A 15,627-nucleotide genomic window follows, 5' to 3' on the forward strand; every position below is an offset into this window, starting at 1 on the left:
GCCGTGTCCGCGCCGACCCTCGTCCTGCTTCACGGCGTTGGTCTCGACCACACCGTGTGGGAACCGGTCACCGCACTGCTCGCCGACCGGTTCCAGGTGGTCACACCGGATCTGCCCGGGCACGGCGCGCGGCCGCCGGTTCCGGCCGACGTGAGTCTGCGCGATCTTGCCGACGGTGTCGCTTCGGAGATCCCCGCCGGCTCGCACCTGGTCGGCTTCTCCCTCGGCGCGATGGTGGCCCAGTATCTGGCCATCCATCGGCCCGAGCTGGTGGCATCGCTGACGTCGGTCAGCTCGGTGTGCAGTCGAACCCCGGACGAGCGAGCAGCGGTACTCACCCGGCTGGACACCGCCACCTCGAATATCGCGGCGAGTTCTGCTGCGTCACTGCATCGTTGGTACGACGGTACCGGTGTGTCCGCCGAGCAGGTGCGTGCCACCGAGTCGGTGCTGCTGGCCAACGATCCAGCCAGCTTCGTCAACTGCTACCGGGTTTTCGCCACCGCGGACGCCGAGATCGGCCCGCAGCTGGATCAGATTACGGTACCGGCACTGGCCGTCACCGGCGCCGAAGACCCAGGCTCCACCCCCGAGATGACGTACCGTCTCGCCGCTGCCATTCCCAGCTGTGTCGCCGCGATCATTCCCGGCGCGCGTCATATGTTGCCCGTCCAGTGCCCAGCAGAGCTGGTCGACTGTCTCAGCTCCTTCTTCGAGAAATTCATTGGAGGCCACGCTCGTGTCTGAACCCCGCAAGCTGCAACATTTCATCGGCGGCGAACACACCGCGCCGGACTCGGGCGAGTATTTCCCGAGCACCAACCCCGCCACCCGAGAGGTGCTCTACGAGGCGGCTCGCGGCAACGCCACCGATATCGACGCGGCCGTCCGATCGGCCACCGATACCTTCCACGATCCGCGCTGGCGTGACCTGAGCCAAACCAAGCGCGGGCACCTGCTGCGCCGTCTCGGTGACCTCATCGGCGAGCACGCCGAGGAGTTGGCACGTTCGGAATCCCTGGACAACGGAAAGCTCCTGCGCGAGATGCGCGGTCAGCTGACGACGCTGCCCGAGTATTACTACTACTACGCCGGATTGGCCGACAAGATCCAGGGCGATGTCATCCCGACCTCGGATCGCCGGGTGCTCAACTACACGATGCGCGAAGCGCTGGGCGTGGTCGGAGCGATCACCCCGTGGAACTCCCCGCTGACCCTGACCACCAGTAAGCTCGCGCCGGCGTTGTGCGCGGGCAACACCGTGGTGATCAAGCCGTCCGAGTACACCTCCGCGACGGTGCTGAAGCTCGCAGAGTTGGTCATCGAGGCCGGCTTCCCGCCGGGCGCGATCAACGTCGTCACCGGTTTCGGTGTCGAAGCGGGCCAGCCGCTGGTGGATCATCCTGGGCTGGCGAAGATCTCGTTCACCGGCAGTACCGCAACCGGCTCCCGTATCGCATCGGCGACAGCCGGTCGATTCATCGGGGCGACGCTGGAATTGGGCGGAAAGTCGCCCAACATCGTTTTCGATGACGCCGACATCGCCAATGCCGCAGTCGGTGTGGTGGCCGGTATCTTCGCCGCCGCCGGCCAAACCTGCATCGCGGGCAGCCGGGTATTCGCCCAGCGCGCCGTCTACGACGAACTGCTGGAACGGGTCGCCGACCGGGCTCGCAGCATCCGGATGGGCAACCCGCTCGACGACGCCACCGAACTGGGCCCGCTGGCCTTCGAGGACCAGCGCGACAAGGTGGCCTCCTACGTCGAACTAGGACGCAGCGAAGGCGCCCGAGTACTCACCGGTGGTCGCGCCACCGACGGCGGCCTCGGCGGATTCTTCTACGAACCGACAGTTCTGGTGGATGTGGACAACCAGATGCGGGTGGTCCGCGAGGAGATCTTCGGCCCGGTGGCGGCGATCATGCCGTTCGACACCGAGGACGAGGTGGTGGCCCTGGCCAATGACACCGACTATGGCCTTGCCGCCGGGGTGTGGACGACGAATCTGGCGCGGGCCCACCGGATGGCAGGGCGGCTGGAGGCCGGCACCATCTGGGTCAACACCTACCGGGCGATGTCGCCGATGTCACCGCGGCAGGGCTTCAAGAGCAGTGGTGTCGGTATCGAGCACGGCACCGAGACCATGAAGGAATACACCCGCCTCAAGAGCGTGTGGATCAACACCGACGAGGGCCCGGTTCCGGACCCGTTCGTGATGCGGAGCTGACATGCCACTCGTCGAGGTGACCATCGCGGCGGGCCGCTCGGCCGAACAGATCCGCACCATGATGCACGAAGTGCATGAGGCGGTGCTGCGGACCGTCGACACGCGCCCCGAACACATCCGCGTGATCGTCCGGGAAGTCCCCCGGACCCATTGGGCCACCGGCGATCTCACCATCGCCGAAATGAACGAGATGAAGGAGCAGACATGAGGTTCTCACTGTTCGTCCACATGGAGCGCTGGGACGATTCGGTCAGCCACCGTGAGCTTTTCGAGAATCTCACCGAACTGACGCTGCTGGCCGAGGCCGGCGGCTTCTCGACGGTCTGGATCGGCGAGCACCACAGCATGGAATACACCATCTCGCCCAGCCCGATGCCGCTGCTGTCCTACCTGGCCGGTCAGACAAGCACCATCCGCCTCGGTGCGGGCACCATCATCGCGCCGTTCTGGAATCCGATCCGGGCAGCCGGCGAGTGCGCACTGCTCGACGTGATCAGCAACGGCCGCATGGAAGTCGGCCTGGCCCGCGGTGCCTACCAGTTCGAGTTCGACCGGATGATTCCTGGACTCCCGGCCGCCGATGGCGGCAAGTACCTGCGCGAATTGGTGCCTGCGGTGCGCAAGCTGTGGCAGGGCGACTACGCGCATGACGGCGAGATCTGGCAGTTCCCCACCTCCACCAGTGTGCCCAAGCCGATGCAGCAACCGACTCCACCGATGTGGATCGCCGCGCGCGACCCCGATTCACACGATTTCGCGGTGGCCCAGGGCTGCAATGTGATGGTCACCCCGCTGATGAAGGGGGACGAGGAGGTCGTCGACCTCAAACGCAAGTTCGACACCGCCGTCGCCAACCACCCCGAGGTGCCCCGGCCGGACTTGATGGTGCTGCGGCACACCCATGTTCACGCCGCCGAGGATCCCGATGGATGGCGTCCCGCCGCCGAGGCGATCTCGAAGTTCTATCGCACCTTCGACGCCTGGTTCGGCAATGCGACCACGCCCGTCAACGGATTCCTGGAGCCCAGCCCGGAATCGAAGTTCGCGCAGCGTCCGGAGTTCGAACTGGAGTCCCTGCACCGCACCGCCATGATCGGCACGCCCGCCGAGGTGATCGAGCGGCTGTGCTTCTACCAGGAACTCGGCGTCGACGAGTTCAGCTTCTGGTGCGACAACAGCATGTCGCATGCCGAGAAGCGGGCCTCACTAGAGCTTTTCGTCAAGGAAGTCGTTCCCGCGTTCCAGTAAGGAGTCATTATGACCGCCACCGTCGAGGATGGAGTGCGCCTGCACGCCGTCGATCTGCAGGATGCCCAGCGCCGCGCCGCCGAGCTGCGCGCCGCGACGCCGGGCACCCCGGTGCTGCTCGATCTCGAGGTGCTCATCGACCGCGACACCCGTTCGGCGTTCGCCGCGCTCGACGGCGTATCCACCGGCGGCGCACTGCGCTATGTCGGGACGCCGCACGGGTTGGCCGGCCTGATCGCCGATGTACAGCGCCTCGGTATCGCCGACTACGTGGTGCTCAAACCGCTGGCCGGCAGCCCGGTCGCCGAGCTGATGTTGGCCGAACTACTGGCCTCCTAGACCATCGCGCGGCGGCCGGCCAGGGCGCGGCCCAGGGTCAGCTCGTCGGCGAACTCCAAATCCCCGCCCATCGGCAGGCCCGACGCGATCCTCGTCACCGTCAGGCCCGGGATATCGCGAAGCATGCGCATCAGGTAGGTGGCGGTCGCCTCACCCTCGGTGTTCGGGTCGGTGGCGATGATCACCTCGGCGATGTCGACACCGTCGACCCGTTCGCCGATCCGGTTGAGCAGTTCACGGATCCGCAGTTGGTCCGGTCCCACCCCGGACAGCGGATCCAACGCGCCACCCAGGACGTGATAGCGCCCCCGGAATTCTCGGGTGCGCTCGACGGCCTGGATGTCCTTGGGCTCCTCGACCACGCACACCAGCGACGCGTCACGGCGCGAGTCGTTGCAGATGCGGCAGCGCTGATCGTCTGAGACGTTGCCGCACACGGCGCAGAACGTGACACCGTCGCGGATCCGGCCCAGCACCGCGGTCAGCCGGTCGATATCCGGAGGTTCGACCGACAACAGGTGGAAAGCGATGCGCTGGGCGCTCTTCGGCCCGATCCCGGGCAGCTTGCCGAGCTCGTCGATCAGATCCTGGACCGGGCCTTCAAACACGTGGGCACATCTCAGAACCCCGGCAACTGCAAGCCGCTCATCCCGCCGGCAAGCGGGCCCAGCCGGGTCTGCGCCAGGATGGTCACCTGCTTGGAGGCGTCGGCGATGGCGCCGACGATGAGGTCCTGCAACGTCTCGGGGTCCGCCGGGTCGATGACCTTGGGGTCGATGGCCACCGCGGTGACCTCGCCGCTGCCCTTCATGGTGACCTGCACCAGGCCACCGCCGCCCTGGCCGTGCACTTCCGAGTTGGCCAGCGCCTCCTGCGCCTCCATCAGCGCCTGCTGCACCTGCTGAGCCTGGGCGAGCAGTGCGGACATATCGGGGGGGCCGGGTTCCATGATGAGTTCCTTTTGAGTCCGACTCGAATCTGACACTGCGTGTTGGTTGCGTCCTGGTCTCGACTTGGTTTCGCTCGCGAGCCGACCGCGGTTTGTCCTTCAACACTAGTCTCCACCCCGGTTACGGTGGCGCCGTGCACGTCCCCAACAGCTTGCGTGTCGGCGCCACGGCACTGCTCATCGCCGCCACCGTGTCTTCCGTAACGTCGTCTACGCCCGCCGCCGCCGCTCCGGCGAACATCGCCGGCATGATCGTGTTCCTCGACCCCGGCCACAACGGCGCCAACGATGCGTCCATCAGCCGGCAGGTACCGACCGGCCGCGGCGGTACCAAGGACTGCCAGGCCAGCGGTACCAGCAGCAACTCGGGCTATCCGGAACACAGCTTCAACTGGGACACCACCCTGCGGGTACGGGCAGCACTCACCCAACTCGGCGTGCGCACCGCGATGTCGCGGGGCAACGACGACGCGCTGGGTCCGTGCGTCGACGAGCGCGCCGCCATGGCCAATGCGATCCGCCCGAACGCCATCGTGAGCATCCATGCCGACGGCGGCCCGGCCAACGGCCGCGGCTTCCACGTGCTGTACTCATCGCCGCCGCTGAACACCGCCCAGGCCGGCCCCGCGATCCAGTTCGCGCAGGTCATGCGTGACCAGATCCAGGGTTCGGGAATCCCGCCGGCCAACTACATCGGCTCCGGTGGGCTGGACGCACGTTCGGATATCGCCGGGCTGAACCTGGCGCAGTACCCCTCGATCCTCGTCGAGTGCGGCAACATGAAGAACCCGGCCGACTCGGCACTGATGGAGACCGATTCCGGACGCCAGAAGTACGCCGACGCCATCGTCCGGGGCATCGTCGCCTACCTGGCGTCCGGGGCTGCGCGCTAACCCACGTCGCGGGCTACGCCGCTTCGAGTTCCTTCTTCAGGTTGGCCAGCACCGCGTCCTGGATCTTGCGCAGGCCCAACGGCGCGAACGTCTTCTCGAAGAATCCCTTGACGCCACCGGCACCTTTCCACGACGTCTTGACCGTGACGGTCGATCCGGTGCCGGCCGGGGCCACGGTCCAGTTGGTCACCAACGTGGAGTTGGCGTCCTTCTCGATGACGGTCTTGCCCGCCACGTCGACGGTCGCTTTGATATCGCGCACCCGTGACTCGGTGGCCTGTAGCTTCCAGCTCACGACGGTGCCCGCGCCCTGCCCGCCCTCGAGCACCTGGTAATTGCTGTAGTGCGAGGAGAGGATCTTCGGTCGCACCGTCTGGTAGTCGGCGACTGCGGCGAGCACTGCTTCCGGCGTCGCGTCGATCAACACCGTGTTGGATGCGCTGACCTGTCCCATTCAGAAACTCCCGTGTCATCTATGGGGCGTGCCCCCGTGTGTGCGGTCGCATCGTCGGCGACCGAGGACTAGCGTATATGTGTGTCTGTTGTTGCAACCGACGCGCAGGGGACCCACGCCGCGGGGGTGCAGCGGCTGCTTGACAGTTACCGCGCCATCCCCGCGACGGCCACCGTGCGCCTGAACAAGCCCACGTCCAACCTGTTCCGCTCACGCGCCAAAAGCACCGCAAAAGGTCTGGACACCTCAGGTTTGACCGGTGTCATCGGCGTCGATCCCGACGCCCGCACCGCCGATGTGGCCGGAATGTGCACGTACGAGGATCTGGTGGCGGCCACACTGCCCCACGGGTTGTCACCGCTGGTGGTGCCGCAGCTCAAGACCATCACCCTCGGCGGCGCCGTCACCGGACTGGGTATCGAGTCCGCGTCGTTCCGCAACGGCCTGCCACACGAATCGGTGCTCGAACTCGACATTCTGACCGGGGCCGGGGATATCGTCACCGCGAGCCGAACTCAGTACCCCGATCTGTTTCACGCCTTCCCGAATTCATATGGCACGCTCGGCTACTCGGTACGCCTCAATATCGAGCTCGAACCCGTGAAACCCTTCGTGAGCCTTCGCCACCTGCGATTCCACACGATCGAGGACCTGATCGCGGCCATGGAGCGCATCATCGAGACCGGTGGTTACGACGGCGCACCCGTGGACTACCTGGACGGGGTGGTGTTCAGCGCGCAGGAGAGCTACCTGTGCCTCGGAGTACAGACCGCGACGCCGGGACCGGTCAGCGACTACACCGGCCGGCAGATCTACTACCGCTCCATTCAGCACCCCGAGGGCGAGCAACAGGACCGCCTGACCATCCACGACTATCTGTGGCGATGGGACACCGACTGGTTCTGGTGTTCAAGGGCTTTCGGTGCCCAGCATCCCGTTGCCCGCCGGCTGTGGCCCCGCCGCTTCCGGCGCAGCAGTTTCTACTGGAAGCTGGTCGGTTACGACCAGCGCTTCGACATCGCCGATCGCATCGAGAAGCGACACGGCAGGCCACCGCGGGAGCGGGTGGTGCAGGATGTCGAGGTCCCCCTCGAACGGTGCGCCGAGTACCTGGACTGGTTCTTGGCGCATGTGCCGATCGAACCGATCTGGTTGTGTCCATTGCGTTTACGCGGTGATGACGAGTGGCCGCTGTACCCGATCCGCCCGCACCACACCTACGTGAACGTGGGCTTCTGGTCGTCGGTCCCGGCCGGCGCCACCGAGGGTGAGACCAACAGGCTCATCGAACGCAAGGTGAGCGAACTGGAGGGGCATAAATCCCTCTACTCGGACGCTTTCTACTCTCCGGAGGAGTTCGACGCACTCTACGGCGGCAAGGCCTACCGGACCGCGAAGTTGACCTATGACCCCGATTCCCGGCTGCTCGATCTGTATGCGAAGGCGGTGCAAAGAAAGTGACCACGTACAAAGACCGCGCTGCGGCACCCACCGGTCGGTTCACCCTGGCCGAAATCCTTGAAATCGTCACGGCAGGTGATGTCCCGCTGAAGTTCACCGCGTACGACGGCAGCACCGCCGGTCCCGAGGACGCCGTCGTCGGGCTGGACCTCAAGACGCCGCGGGGCACCACCTACCTGGCCACTTCACCCGGCGAGCTCGGACTGGCCCGGGCTTATGTGTCCGGTGACCTCGACATGCTCGGCGTGCACCCCGGCGATCCGTACGACCTGCTCAGGGCCATGGCCGGCAAGACGGATTTCAAACTGCCGCCGGCCCGCGTGCTGGCCCATATCGTCGCCTCGATCGGCGTGGAACATCTGCTGCCCATCGCCCCGCCCCCGCAGGAGGCACTGCCGCGCTGGCGCCGGCTCGCAGAGGGGTTGCGGCACAGCAAGACCCGAGATGCCGAGGCCATCCACCACCACTATGACGTGTCGAACACGTTCTACGAGTGGGTGCTCGGCCCGTCGATGACCTATACGTGTGCGTGCTACCCGGACGCCGACGCCACCCTGGAGCAAGCCCAGGACAACAAGTACCGGCTGGTGTTCGAGAAGTTGCGCCTCCAGCCCGGTGACCGGCTGCTCGACGTGGGCTGCGGCTGGGGCGGGATGGTCCGCTACGCCGCCAAACACGGGGTGAAAGCCCTCGGTGTCACCTTGTCGGCCGAACAGGCTTCCTGGGCCCAGAAGGCCATCGAAGAGCAGGGCTTGTCCGACCTGGCCGAGGTGCGGCACGGCGACTACCGGGATGTGCGCGAATCGAATTTCGACGCGGTGTCCTCGATCGGGCTGACCGAGCACATCGGGGTGGCCAACTACCAGTCGTACTTCCGGTTCCTGCAGTCCAAGATGCGGCCCGGAGCGCTCCTGCTCAACCACTGCATCACCCGGCCGGATAACCGGACGGGTCCGCACGCAGGCGGATTCATCGACCGGTACGTCTTCCCCGATGGCGAACTCACCGGGTCGGGGCGCATCATCACCGAAGCCCAGGACGTCGGCCTCGAAGTGGTCCACGAGGAGAACCTGCGTGAGCACTACGCGATGACGCTGCGCGACTGGTGCCGCAATCTGGTCGAGCACTGGGATGAGGCCGTCGCCGAGGTCGGGCTGCCCACCGCGAAGGTGTGGGGTCTGTACATGGCCGGGTCACGCTGGGGCTTCGAATCGAACGTTGTTCAGTTGCACCAGGTTCTGGCCGTCAAATTGGATGAACGGGGCGGCAACGGTCTGCCGCTGCGTCCGTGGTGGACTCCCTGAGTTCCCACTCGTTTCGCGTCGGCTAACCCTTGTCGATCCGGCGCGCGCCGAGTTCGGTCTGCAGCAGCTCGATCGCCACTTCCTCCGGGTCGCGGCGCACCACCTCGGAGGTGTCGCTGTTCGCCTCGGCGAGCATGCGTTCCTCTTCGGCCTGCGGATCGGGCGCGGCGGGCGCCGGGCCCGCGGCCGGCACGGTCTCACCGGTGTCCGGCACACACCGGATCTGCCAGTCGACACCGAGCGCATCCTTGATCGATTCCCGGATGATCTCGGCGTTCTTCGTCTCCCCGAGGCGCTTCACGAGTGACTGCGCCGGGTGGCTGAGCACCAGCGTGTCACCGTCGACGGTGCGCACGATGGCATCGGCCAACATGGCGTTGACCGCCTTACTACGGCCGTTGACCTTCTCCCGCACCGTGTTCCACATGCTGCGGACGGCGGCCGCGTCGGGCTGACCGACCGCGGCGGCCACCGTCTGCGGGGCAACCGGGGTCGGTGCGGGTGGCGGGGTCGGTGCGGGTGATGGGGCCGGCGCGGGTGGCGGCGCGGGCGCGCGCACCGGCTCAGGTTCCGGAGCAGGTTCGGGTTCGGGGGCCGGTGCGGGGACGGGTACCGGTCGCGCCACGGGGGCGGGCTCGGGTGCGGGTGGCGCGGGCTCGGGCGCGGGCGGCTCGGACTCGGTGCGACTGGGGCGGACGAACTGCCGGGTCGCCGGAGCAGCCGGCGCGGAGTTCAGTTCATTGCTGGGGACCGAGACGTCCAACCGTGTCTCGATGCGCTCGATACGTTGCAGCAGCGCCGCTTCGGTATCGCTGGCCGACGGCAGCAGTAGCCGGGCACAGACCACCTCGAGCAGCAGGCGGGGCGCCGTCGCTCCGCGCATCTCGCCCAGCCCGGCGTGCACCACCTCCGCGTAGCGGGCGAGCGTCGCCGAGCCCAGCCGGGCGGCCTGCTCCCGCATACGCTCCAGCACATCGGCCGGCGCGTCGACGACTCCGCGGTCGGCGGCATCGGGCACCGCCTGCAGCACGATCAGGTCGCGGAACCGTTCCAGCAGGTCGGTGGCGAAGCGGCGCGGATCGTGTCCGGCGTCGATGACCGATTCCACCGCACCGAACAATGCGGCGGCGTCCCCCGCGGTGAGTGCGTCGACCGCGTCGTCGATCAGCGCGACGTCGGTGGCACCCAGCAGCGCCAACGCCCGCTGGTAGACCACCCGGTTACCGTCGGCGCCGGCCACCAACTGGTCGAGCACCGACAGGCTGTCCCGGGGCGAGCCGCCCCCGGCACGAATGACCAACGGGTACACGGCGTCATCGACTGTCACGCCCTCGTCCCGACAAATCCGCTCCAGCAGGCCGCGCATGGTCTTGGGGGCCAACAGCCGGAACGGATAGTGGTGGGTGCGCGATCGGATGGTCGGCAGCACCTTCTCCGGCTCGGTGGTCGCGAAGACGAAGATCAGGTGATCCGGCGGCTCCTCGACGATCTTGAGCAGCGCGTTGAACCCCGCGGTGGTGACCATGTGCGCTTCGTCGACGATGAAGATGCGGTAGCGAGACTGGGCCGGCGCGTAGAACGCACGGTCGCGCAGTTCGCGGGTGTCATCGACACCGCCGTGGCTGGCCGCGTCGAGCTCGACGACGTCGACATTGCCCGGACCGTTCGGCGCCAGCGCCACACAGGAGTCACACGTCCCGCACGGTGTCGGTGTCGGGCCGTGCTCACAGTTGAGCGAGCGGGCCAGGATGCGCGCCGACGACGTCTTGCCGCAGCCGCGCGGCCCCGAGAACAGGTAGGCGTGGTTGATACGGCCGGCCGACAGTGCCGTGGACAACGGTGCGGTGACATGCTCCTGCCCGACGACCTCGGCGAAGCTTGCGGGTCGGTACTTCCGGTAGAGCGCCACGGTCAGCAGGCTACCGAGAAGGTGCGACTAATCACGAGCCAGCAGCGACTCGGTGGCCGCGAGCAGCGCACACGTCGACAAACCATCGATCGCCTCGCGCAGATCCGACTCGCCCGGAAAGGTGGGGGCGATCCGAATGTTCTTGTCCTCGGGGTCTTTTCCGTAGGGGAACGACGCACCCGCCGCGGTGACGGCGATGCCCGCGTCCTTGGCCAGCGCGACCGTCCGCTTCGCCGTGCCGGGCCATACGTCCAGGCTGACGAAATAGCCGCCCTTGGGGTCGGTCCAGGAGGCGATCTTGGACTCCCCGAGCCGGTTCTCCAGGATCTCGGCGACCAGTGCGAACTTCGGTGCCAGCAGTTCGCGGTGGCGCTGCATGTGCAGGCGGACCCCGTCGGCGTCCCCGAAGAACTTCAGGTGGCGCAGCTGATTGACCTTGTCCGGGCCGATCGTCTTCTTGCCCGCGTGCTGCAGGTACCAGGCGATGTTGCCCAGCGAACCAGCGAAGAAGCTGACCCCGGCCCCGGCGAAGGTGATCTTCGACGTCGAGGCGAACACCAACGGGCGATTGGGGTTTCCGGCCGCGGCCGCCAACCCGAGCACATCGACCTGCCGGGTGAATTCCCCGGTGAGGGTGTGCACCGCGTAGGCGTTGTCCCAGAACAACCGGAAATCCGGGGCCGCGGTCTTCATCTGGACCAGCCGCCGGACGACCTCCCAGGAGTAGGTGGCGCCGGTCGGATTGGAGAACACGGGCACACACCACATGCCCTTGATCGCCGGATCGGCGGCGACCAGTTCTTCGATCAGGTCGACGTCCGGGCCGTCCTCGCGCATCGGCACCGCGACCAACTCGATGCCGAAGCTCTCGGTGATCGCGAAATGCCGGTCGTAGCCCGGCGCCGGGCAGAGGAACTTGATACCGGTACTCGCCCGGTCCTCGATCCAGGGCCGCGGGGAGTCCACCCCGCCGTGCAGCAGCGAGAACACCACCGCGTCGTGCATGAACTCCAGGCTGGCGTTGTTGCCCGCGATCAGGTTCGGCACCGCGATCCCGAGCAGTTCGCCGAAGATGGCCCGCAGTTCCGGCAGGCCGTGCAGGCCGCCGTAGTTGCGGGTGTCCGTCCCGTCGGCATCCCGATAGGAATCGGGTCCCGGCAACGCCAGCAGGCCGTTGGACAGGTCGAGTTGCTCCGGCGCCGGTTTACCGCGGGTCAGGTCGAGCGCCAGCCCCTTGGCCCGCAGCGCGGAGTAGTTCTGCTGCTGCAAGTCGTGCTGGGCGACCAGTTCGTCACGGCCGAGGGACTCAAACGACACTGTGGGCCTTTCAAAGCCGTGCATACACAGGGTTGCCTAGATGGACAGTCCACACAGACATGTCGACGCAGACACATCCACACAAACATAAGGGGACCCCGCGCACCCGCCAGAGCCCATTGACCCTTGCTGCCTTCCGGCCCTGGGGGAGTTCACAGGATGGACGCCGCGCGGGGTCCGGAGAACGAGTGTAGTCCCCCGCCCTGGGGCGGAGCGGAGCGACCGGGGATCGGCTTCCAGGGGCCTGACCGACCCGGGCTGGTCGGGCGCCCCGGGTTGGTCGGCTACCATGGCCGACGGAGGATTCGCCTAGTGGCCTATGGCGCTCGCCTGGAACGCGGGTTGGGTTAATAGCCCTCAGGGGTTCAAATCCCCTATCCTCCGCGCTCGGGTCCGGGGCGCGACCAGCGATTGTCGCCAGATGATCAGCGGGTCGCGCCCCGGCCCTCAGACCCAAGGAGGACCATGCGGCGTGGGATCGCGGTGCTGTGGCACGCATCGTCTCTGATCCTTGCGGCGGCGCTCTACTTCTTCTTCGTCCTGCCCCGCTGGTTTGAGCTGACCGGCGAGTGGCCGCACACCCTCGGCACCGTGATGCGCATCGTGTGCGGCGTCCTGGTGGCGCTCAGCGCACTGCCGGTCGCCCTCACCTGGTCGCGCACCCGTAAGCCGGAGCTGGGGACGCCGTCCCTGGCCCTGTCGCTGCGGGTCTGGTCGATCGGGGCGCATGTGCTGGCCGGCCTGCTCATCGCGGGCGCCGGCATCAGCGAGATCTGGCTGAGTCTCGACACCGCAGGGCAGTGGCTGTTCGGCATCTACGGCGCCGCGGCCGCGATCGCCCTGCTGGGCGCGTTCTCCTTTTACCTGGCTTTCGTGGCCGAGCTGCCCCCGCCGCCGCCGAAGCCGGTCAAGATCAAAGCGGACAGGCGCAGCCGCGGCGGTGCCGATGAGGAGATTTCGGCCACACCGGACGAAGCCGGCGCGTCCGAGGACACCGAGACCGCCGAAGACACTGAAGAAACCTCGGACACCCAGGACTCCGACGAGACGGCTGCGGATTCCGTCGCCGGTAACGCGGGTGGCGACGATACCGATACCGAAACCGAGGCCAGTGGCAGCAAGCTGCGCAACCGCAGGCCTGCCGGGAAAGCACGGCGTGGCCGGACGCGGGGCGGGATAGCCGTCGAAGACTGAGCGCCTGCGTGTCGCTGCATCGACAGTTTCCGGTTGCACCGTCAATATTGAGGGAATACCTCTGACGCTCCGGAAGGCGGCGAATGCGCAGGTTCCACTTTCACCGGTGGTTTGCGATCCTGGTCGCCACGCTGCTGGCCTTCCTGGCGGCCGCCCCCGCAGCCGCCGCCCCCAATGATCTGTCCGGCGCGATCGCGGCGGTCGAGCCCTCCGTGGTGCGCATCGACACCACGGTCGACTACCAGCATGTGATGGGGACCGGCACCGGCATCGTCCTCGACCCGAACGGGCAGGTCCTGACGAACTACCACGTGATCCAGGGTGCGGACACCATCAATGCGATGGTGGGCGGACGGCCCTTTGCGGCCGATATCGTCGGATTCGATCGCCGCCGGGATATCGCGGTGATCCAGTTGCGGGGTGCGGGCGGTCTGCCGGTCACGCCGCTGGGTGATTCCGCCCAGCTGTCCATCGGCGACCCGGTCGTGGCCCTGGGCAATGCCCGCGGCACGGGCGCACCTCTGACCCAGGAAACCGGCACCATCAGTGCCTTCGGGCGGACCATCAGCGCCGCGGACGAGCTCACAGGATCGTCGAATCAGATGACCGGCTTGTTCGAGATCGCCGCCCCTGTGCGGGCCGGGGACTCGGGTGGACCGGTGGTCAACGGCGCCGGACAGGTCGTCGGCATCACCACGGCCGCCTCGGTGAACTTCAGGATGGGCCCCGGCGGCGAAGGGTTCGCGATCCCGATCAACGACGCATTGGCGATCGCCAACCAGATCCGCGCGGCCACTCCGTCGGACACCGTGCACATCGGACCGCCGACACTGCTGGGGGTTGGCGTGAGCACGGCCGAGCAACATGAGGCGTTTCCGGGCGTGATCGTGCACGAGGTGTTGCGCGGTGGACCCGCCGAGCAGGCCGGACTGGTCAACGGTGACGTGATCCTGACCCTGGACGGCACACAGCTCGATTCGGCGACCGAGCTGACCGCTGTGCTGGACCGGCACTATCCGGGCGACGTGATCACAGTGACGTGGATCGACCGAGCGGGTCAGCACCAGACCGGGAAAGCGACGCTGACTGCCGGCGACTGAGCGCCGAGACGCCGCGACACGCCCGCACGAGGTGTAGCCACAGCTATTTTCCAAAAACCTTTACGCAATTTTCGGACGCGTCATTTGAGTGCGTTCAGCGTTGCTCGCGCAAGCATCGGCGACAAAATGTGACGTATTCGTCAAAATTGCCATTGCTCTCGCCCTCGGCGTGATTCCTGTGGCACTGTGAACCCGTCCGCGCCACATCGTTGTCGGTAGCGTCAAAAATCGACTCGTCGATCTTCACCACTCCCTTCGCCCGGTAGCCGACGCATCGGGTGAGCGACTCGCACGGATTCGCACACCCGGGGATCGCTACGAGCAAAGAAGTGGCGTGACCCACAGGATCACACCACTTACGGCGACCCCGCGCCTGCCGGGCGGGGTCATCCTCGTATGCACTCGAGTCGAACCGATGTGATCTTGAAATCGGCACTGCCATAGGACCTTTCATCCACAACGCGGAACGTCCCGCACACTGGCGGTAACACCGCCTCATGGCAGAATTCCTCACCCGCCCGATTCGCAACCGAGTGCACGCAAGCCCGCGAATTTTCGTCCGCACCCGCGCCGGCACGCGGGGTCGGCCTCACCGGATCGCCGCCTGCCGCCGCGGGTTGGACGAACGTGGATCCGGCCGGCCGGCCGGCGGACGGGACGGGTGCATCCGGGACATCGCCGACTGCGGAGCCGGGTCCATCTCGGGCCGCCCCGCAAAACGCCTCCGCAGGCTTGGCCAGCTCGCTCACGTGCGCCCAGGTGGTTGCCTGGGCAACAGGCGACCCCGTTGCTGGAAGTTCGCTGAAGGCCGCTGACCTGGTAATTGTCGCGTCTGAGGGCGCCGCGCAGGCCTTTCCCATGCCGCCACTCGGCGTTACATTTGCACTAACGACCTGCGGTCCGCAGCTGTGCATGAAGCAACAGCCCGCCCCGCTGGCAAGGGGGAGACATCGTGGTCCAAACCGTCATAGCGGCCTACCTCATCGGCTGGGCACTCAGTGCAGTGGTCATCTACATGGCCAGCCGGCATATGGGGTCCAAGTACGAGCCGGTGCCGCACCAGTTCGCGCTCAGCGCCGGAGCCGGAGCACTCTGGCCGCTGCTGATCCTCGGCGCCGTCGAGTTCAGCTCGGTCGCCGCCGCCTCGAGCGCGGCCTCGCACGTGGAATCCGTCGACGGCAGTTCCCACCTTCTGGTGAGCGCGACGGTCGTACCGCTGCGCTGAGTATCCG

At 66.9% G+C, this 15,627-nt stretch carries 16 protein-coding genes, 1 tRNA gene and 1 other RNA gene; 12 read left to right on the forward strand and 6 right to left on the reverse strand.

Annotation, left to right across the window (positions count from 1 at the left end; all coding sequences use genetic code 11):
• The first annotated feature begins 3 nt into the window (after positions 1-3).
• The 5 genes from QN239_RS00795 to QN239_RS00815 are packed head-to-tail and all read left to right on the forward strand — an operon-like array spanning position 4 to position 3,814.
• On the forward strand, positions 4-747 hold the full coding sequence (locus QN239_RS00795; RefSeq protein ID WP_499007682.1) for an alpha/beta fold hydrolase: 744 nt from the start codon (positions 4-6) through the stop codon (positions 745-747).
• A complete protein-coding gene (locus tag QN239_RS00800) occupies positions 740-2,227 on the forward strand; it encodes an aldehyde dehydrogenase (RefSeq protein ID WP_499007683.1) in 1,488 nt (495 codons plus the stop codon). The genes QN239_RS00795 and QN239_RS00800 overlap by 8 nt, the downstream gene beginning before the upstream one ends.
• 1 nt (position 2,228) lies before the next feature.
• Complete coding sequence (locus tag QN239_RS00805; RefSeq protein WP_187097246.1) at positions 2,229-2,435, forward strand: tautomerase family protein; 207 nt, start codon at positions 2,229-2,231, stop codon at positions 2,433-2,435.
• Positions 2,432-3,475 (forward strand): LLM class flavin-dependent oxidoreductase, encoded by a 1,044-nt coding sequence (locus QN239_RS00810; protein ID WP_499007685.1) that lies wholly within the window; start codon positions 2,432-2,434, stop codon positions 3,473-3,475. The genes QN239_RS00805 and QN239_RS00810 overlap by 4 nt, the downstream gene beginning before the upstream one ends.
• 9 nt (positions 3,476-3,484) lie before the next feature.
• Complete coding sequence (locus QN239_RS00815; RefSeq protein WP_499007686.1) at positions 3,485-3,814, forward strand: hypothetical protein; 330 nt, start codon at positions 3,485-3,487, stop codon at positions 3,812-3,814.
• Here the strand turns inward: QN239_RS00815 and recR are convergent.
• Both recR and QN239_RS00825 read right to left on the reverse strand, forming a co-directional pair.
• A complete protein-coding gene (recR, locus tag QN239_RS00820; RefSeq protein WP_090361714.1) occupies positions 3,811-4,422 on the reverse strand; it encodes a recombination mediator RecR in 612 nt (203 codons plus the stop codon). The two genes, QN239_RS00815 and recR, sit on opposite strands and share 4 nt — an antisense overlap.
• Positions 4,423-4,433: 11 nt before the next feature.
• Positions 4,434-4,763, reverse strand: a complete 330-nt coding sequence (locus QN239_RS00825; protein ID WP_167163527.1) for a YbaB/EbfC family nucleoid-associated protein — start codon at positions 4,761-4,763, stop codon at positions 4,434-4,436.
• 134 nt (positions 4,764-4,897) lie between these two features.
• Here QN239_RS00825 and QN239_RS00830 point away from each other — a divergent pair, with 134 nt between their 5' ends.
• Positions 4,898-5,656, forward strand: coding sequence for an Rv3717 family N-acetylmuramoyl-L-alanine amidase (locus QN239_RS00830; RefSeq protein WP_499007687.1), 759 nt, complete (start codon positions 4,898-4,900; stop codon positions 5,654-5,656).
• Positions 5,657-5,669: 13 nt separating this feature from the next.
• Here QN239_RS00830 and QN239_RS00835 read toward each other — a convergent pair whose 3' ends face one another.
• The gene (locus QN239_RS00835) at positions 5,670-6,110 is read right to left on the reverse strand and encodes an SRPBCC family protein (protein ID WP_090361719.1); all 441 of its coding nucleotides are present in this window, start codon (positions 6,108-6,110) and stop codon (positions 5,670-5,672) included.
• Between the two features lie 81 nt (positions 6,111-6,191).
• Between QN239_RS00835 and QN239_RS00840 the strand changes: the two genes are divergently transcribed.
• Together QN239_RS00840 and QN239_RS00845 are read left to right on the forward strand one after the other, a co-directional pair.
• A complete protein-coding gene (locus QN239_RS00840) occupies positions 6,192-7,571 on the forward strand; it encodes an FAD-binding oxidoreductase (protein ID WP_499007688.1) in 1,380 nt (459 codons plus the stop codon).
• A complete protein-coding gene (locus tag QN239_RS00845; protein ID WP_499007690.1) occupies positions 7,568-8,875 on the forward strand; it encodes a class I SAM-dependent methyltransferase in 1,308 nt (435 codons plus the stop codon). The genes QN239_RS00840 and QN239_RS00845 overlap by 4 nt, the downstream gene beginning before the upstream one ends.
• Positions 8,876-8,897: 22 nt before the next feature.
• Here QN239_RS00845 and QN239_RS00850 read toward each other — a convergent pair whose 3' ends face one another.
• The 3 genes from QN239_RS00850 to ffs all read right to left on the reverse strand — a co-directional run bounded on the left by QN239_RS00850 (position 8,898) and on the right by ffs (position 12,283).
• Positions 8,898-10,784 (reverse strand): DNA polymerase III subunits gamma/tau, encoded by a 1,887-nt coding sequence (locus QN239_RS00850; protein ID WP_499007691.1) that lies wholly within the window; start codon positions 10,782-10,784, stop codon positions 8,898-8,900.
• 27 nt (positions 10,785-10,811) lie between these two features.
• Complete coding sequence (locus tag QN239_RS00855) at positions 10,812-12,101, reverse strand: aspartate aminotransferase type Ic (protein ID WP_499007692.1); 1,290 nt, start codon at positions 12,099-12,101, stop codon at positions 10,812-10,814.
• Positions 12,102-12,188: 87 nt separating this feature from the next.
• An RNA gene (ffs, locus tag QN239_RS00860) (signal recognition particle sRNA small type) lies at positions 12,189-12,283 on the reverse strand.
• Between the two features lie 116 nt (positions 12,284-12,399).
• Here ffs and QN239_RS00865 point away from each other — a divergent pair.
• The 4 genes from QN239_RS00865 (at position 12,400) to QN239_RS00880 (ending at position 15,620) form a co-directional block, all read left to right on the forward strand.
• Positions 12,400-12,485, forward strand: a tRNA-Ser gene (locus QN239_RS00865).
• A gap of 81 nt (positions 12,486-12,566) precedes the next feature.
• Entirely contained in the window at positions 12,567-13,295 is a 729-nt protein-coding gene (gene lucA, locus QN239_RS00870) for a lipid uptake coordinator LucA (protein ID WP_499007693.1), read from the forward strand.
• An 83-nt stretch (positions 13,296-13,378) separates the two neighbouring features.
• Positions 13,379-14,395: a S1C family serine protease gene (locus QN239_RS00875; RefSeq protein ID WP_499007695.1), complete on the forward strand. Its 1,017-nt coding sequence runs from the start codon at positions 13,379-13,381 to the stop codon at positions 14,393-14,395.
• A 952-nt stretch (positions 14,396-15,347) separates the two neighbouring features.
• Positions 15,348-15,620, forward strand: coding sequence for a hypothetical protein (locus QN239_RS00880; protein WP_139170117.1), 273 nt, complete (start codon positions 15,348-15,350; stop codon positions 15,618-15,620).
• The last annotated feature ends 7 nt before the right edge of the window (positions 15,621-15,627 follow it).

This window comes from Mycolicibacterium sp. Y3 (genome assembly GCF_051188035.1).
GTDB lineage: Bacteria > Actinomycetota > Actinomycetes > Mycobacteriales > Mycobacteriaceae > Mycobacterium > Mycobacterium fluoranthenivorans.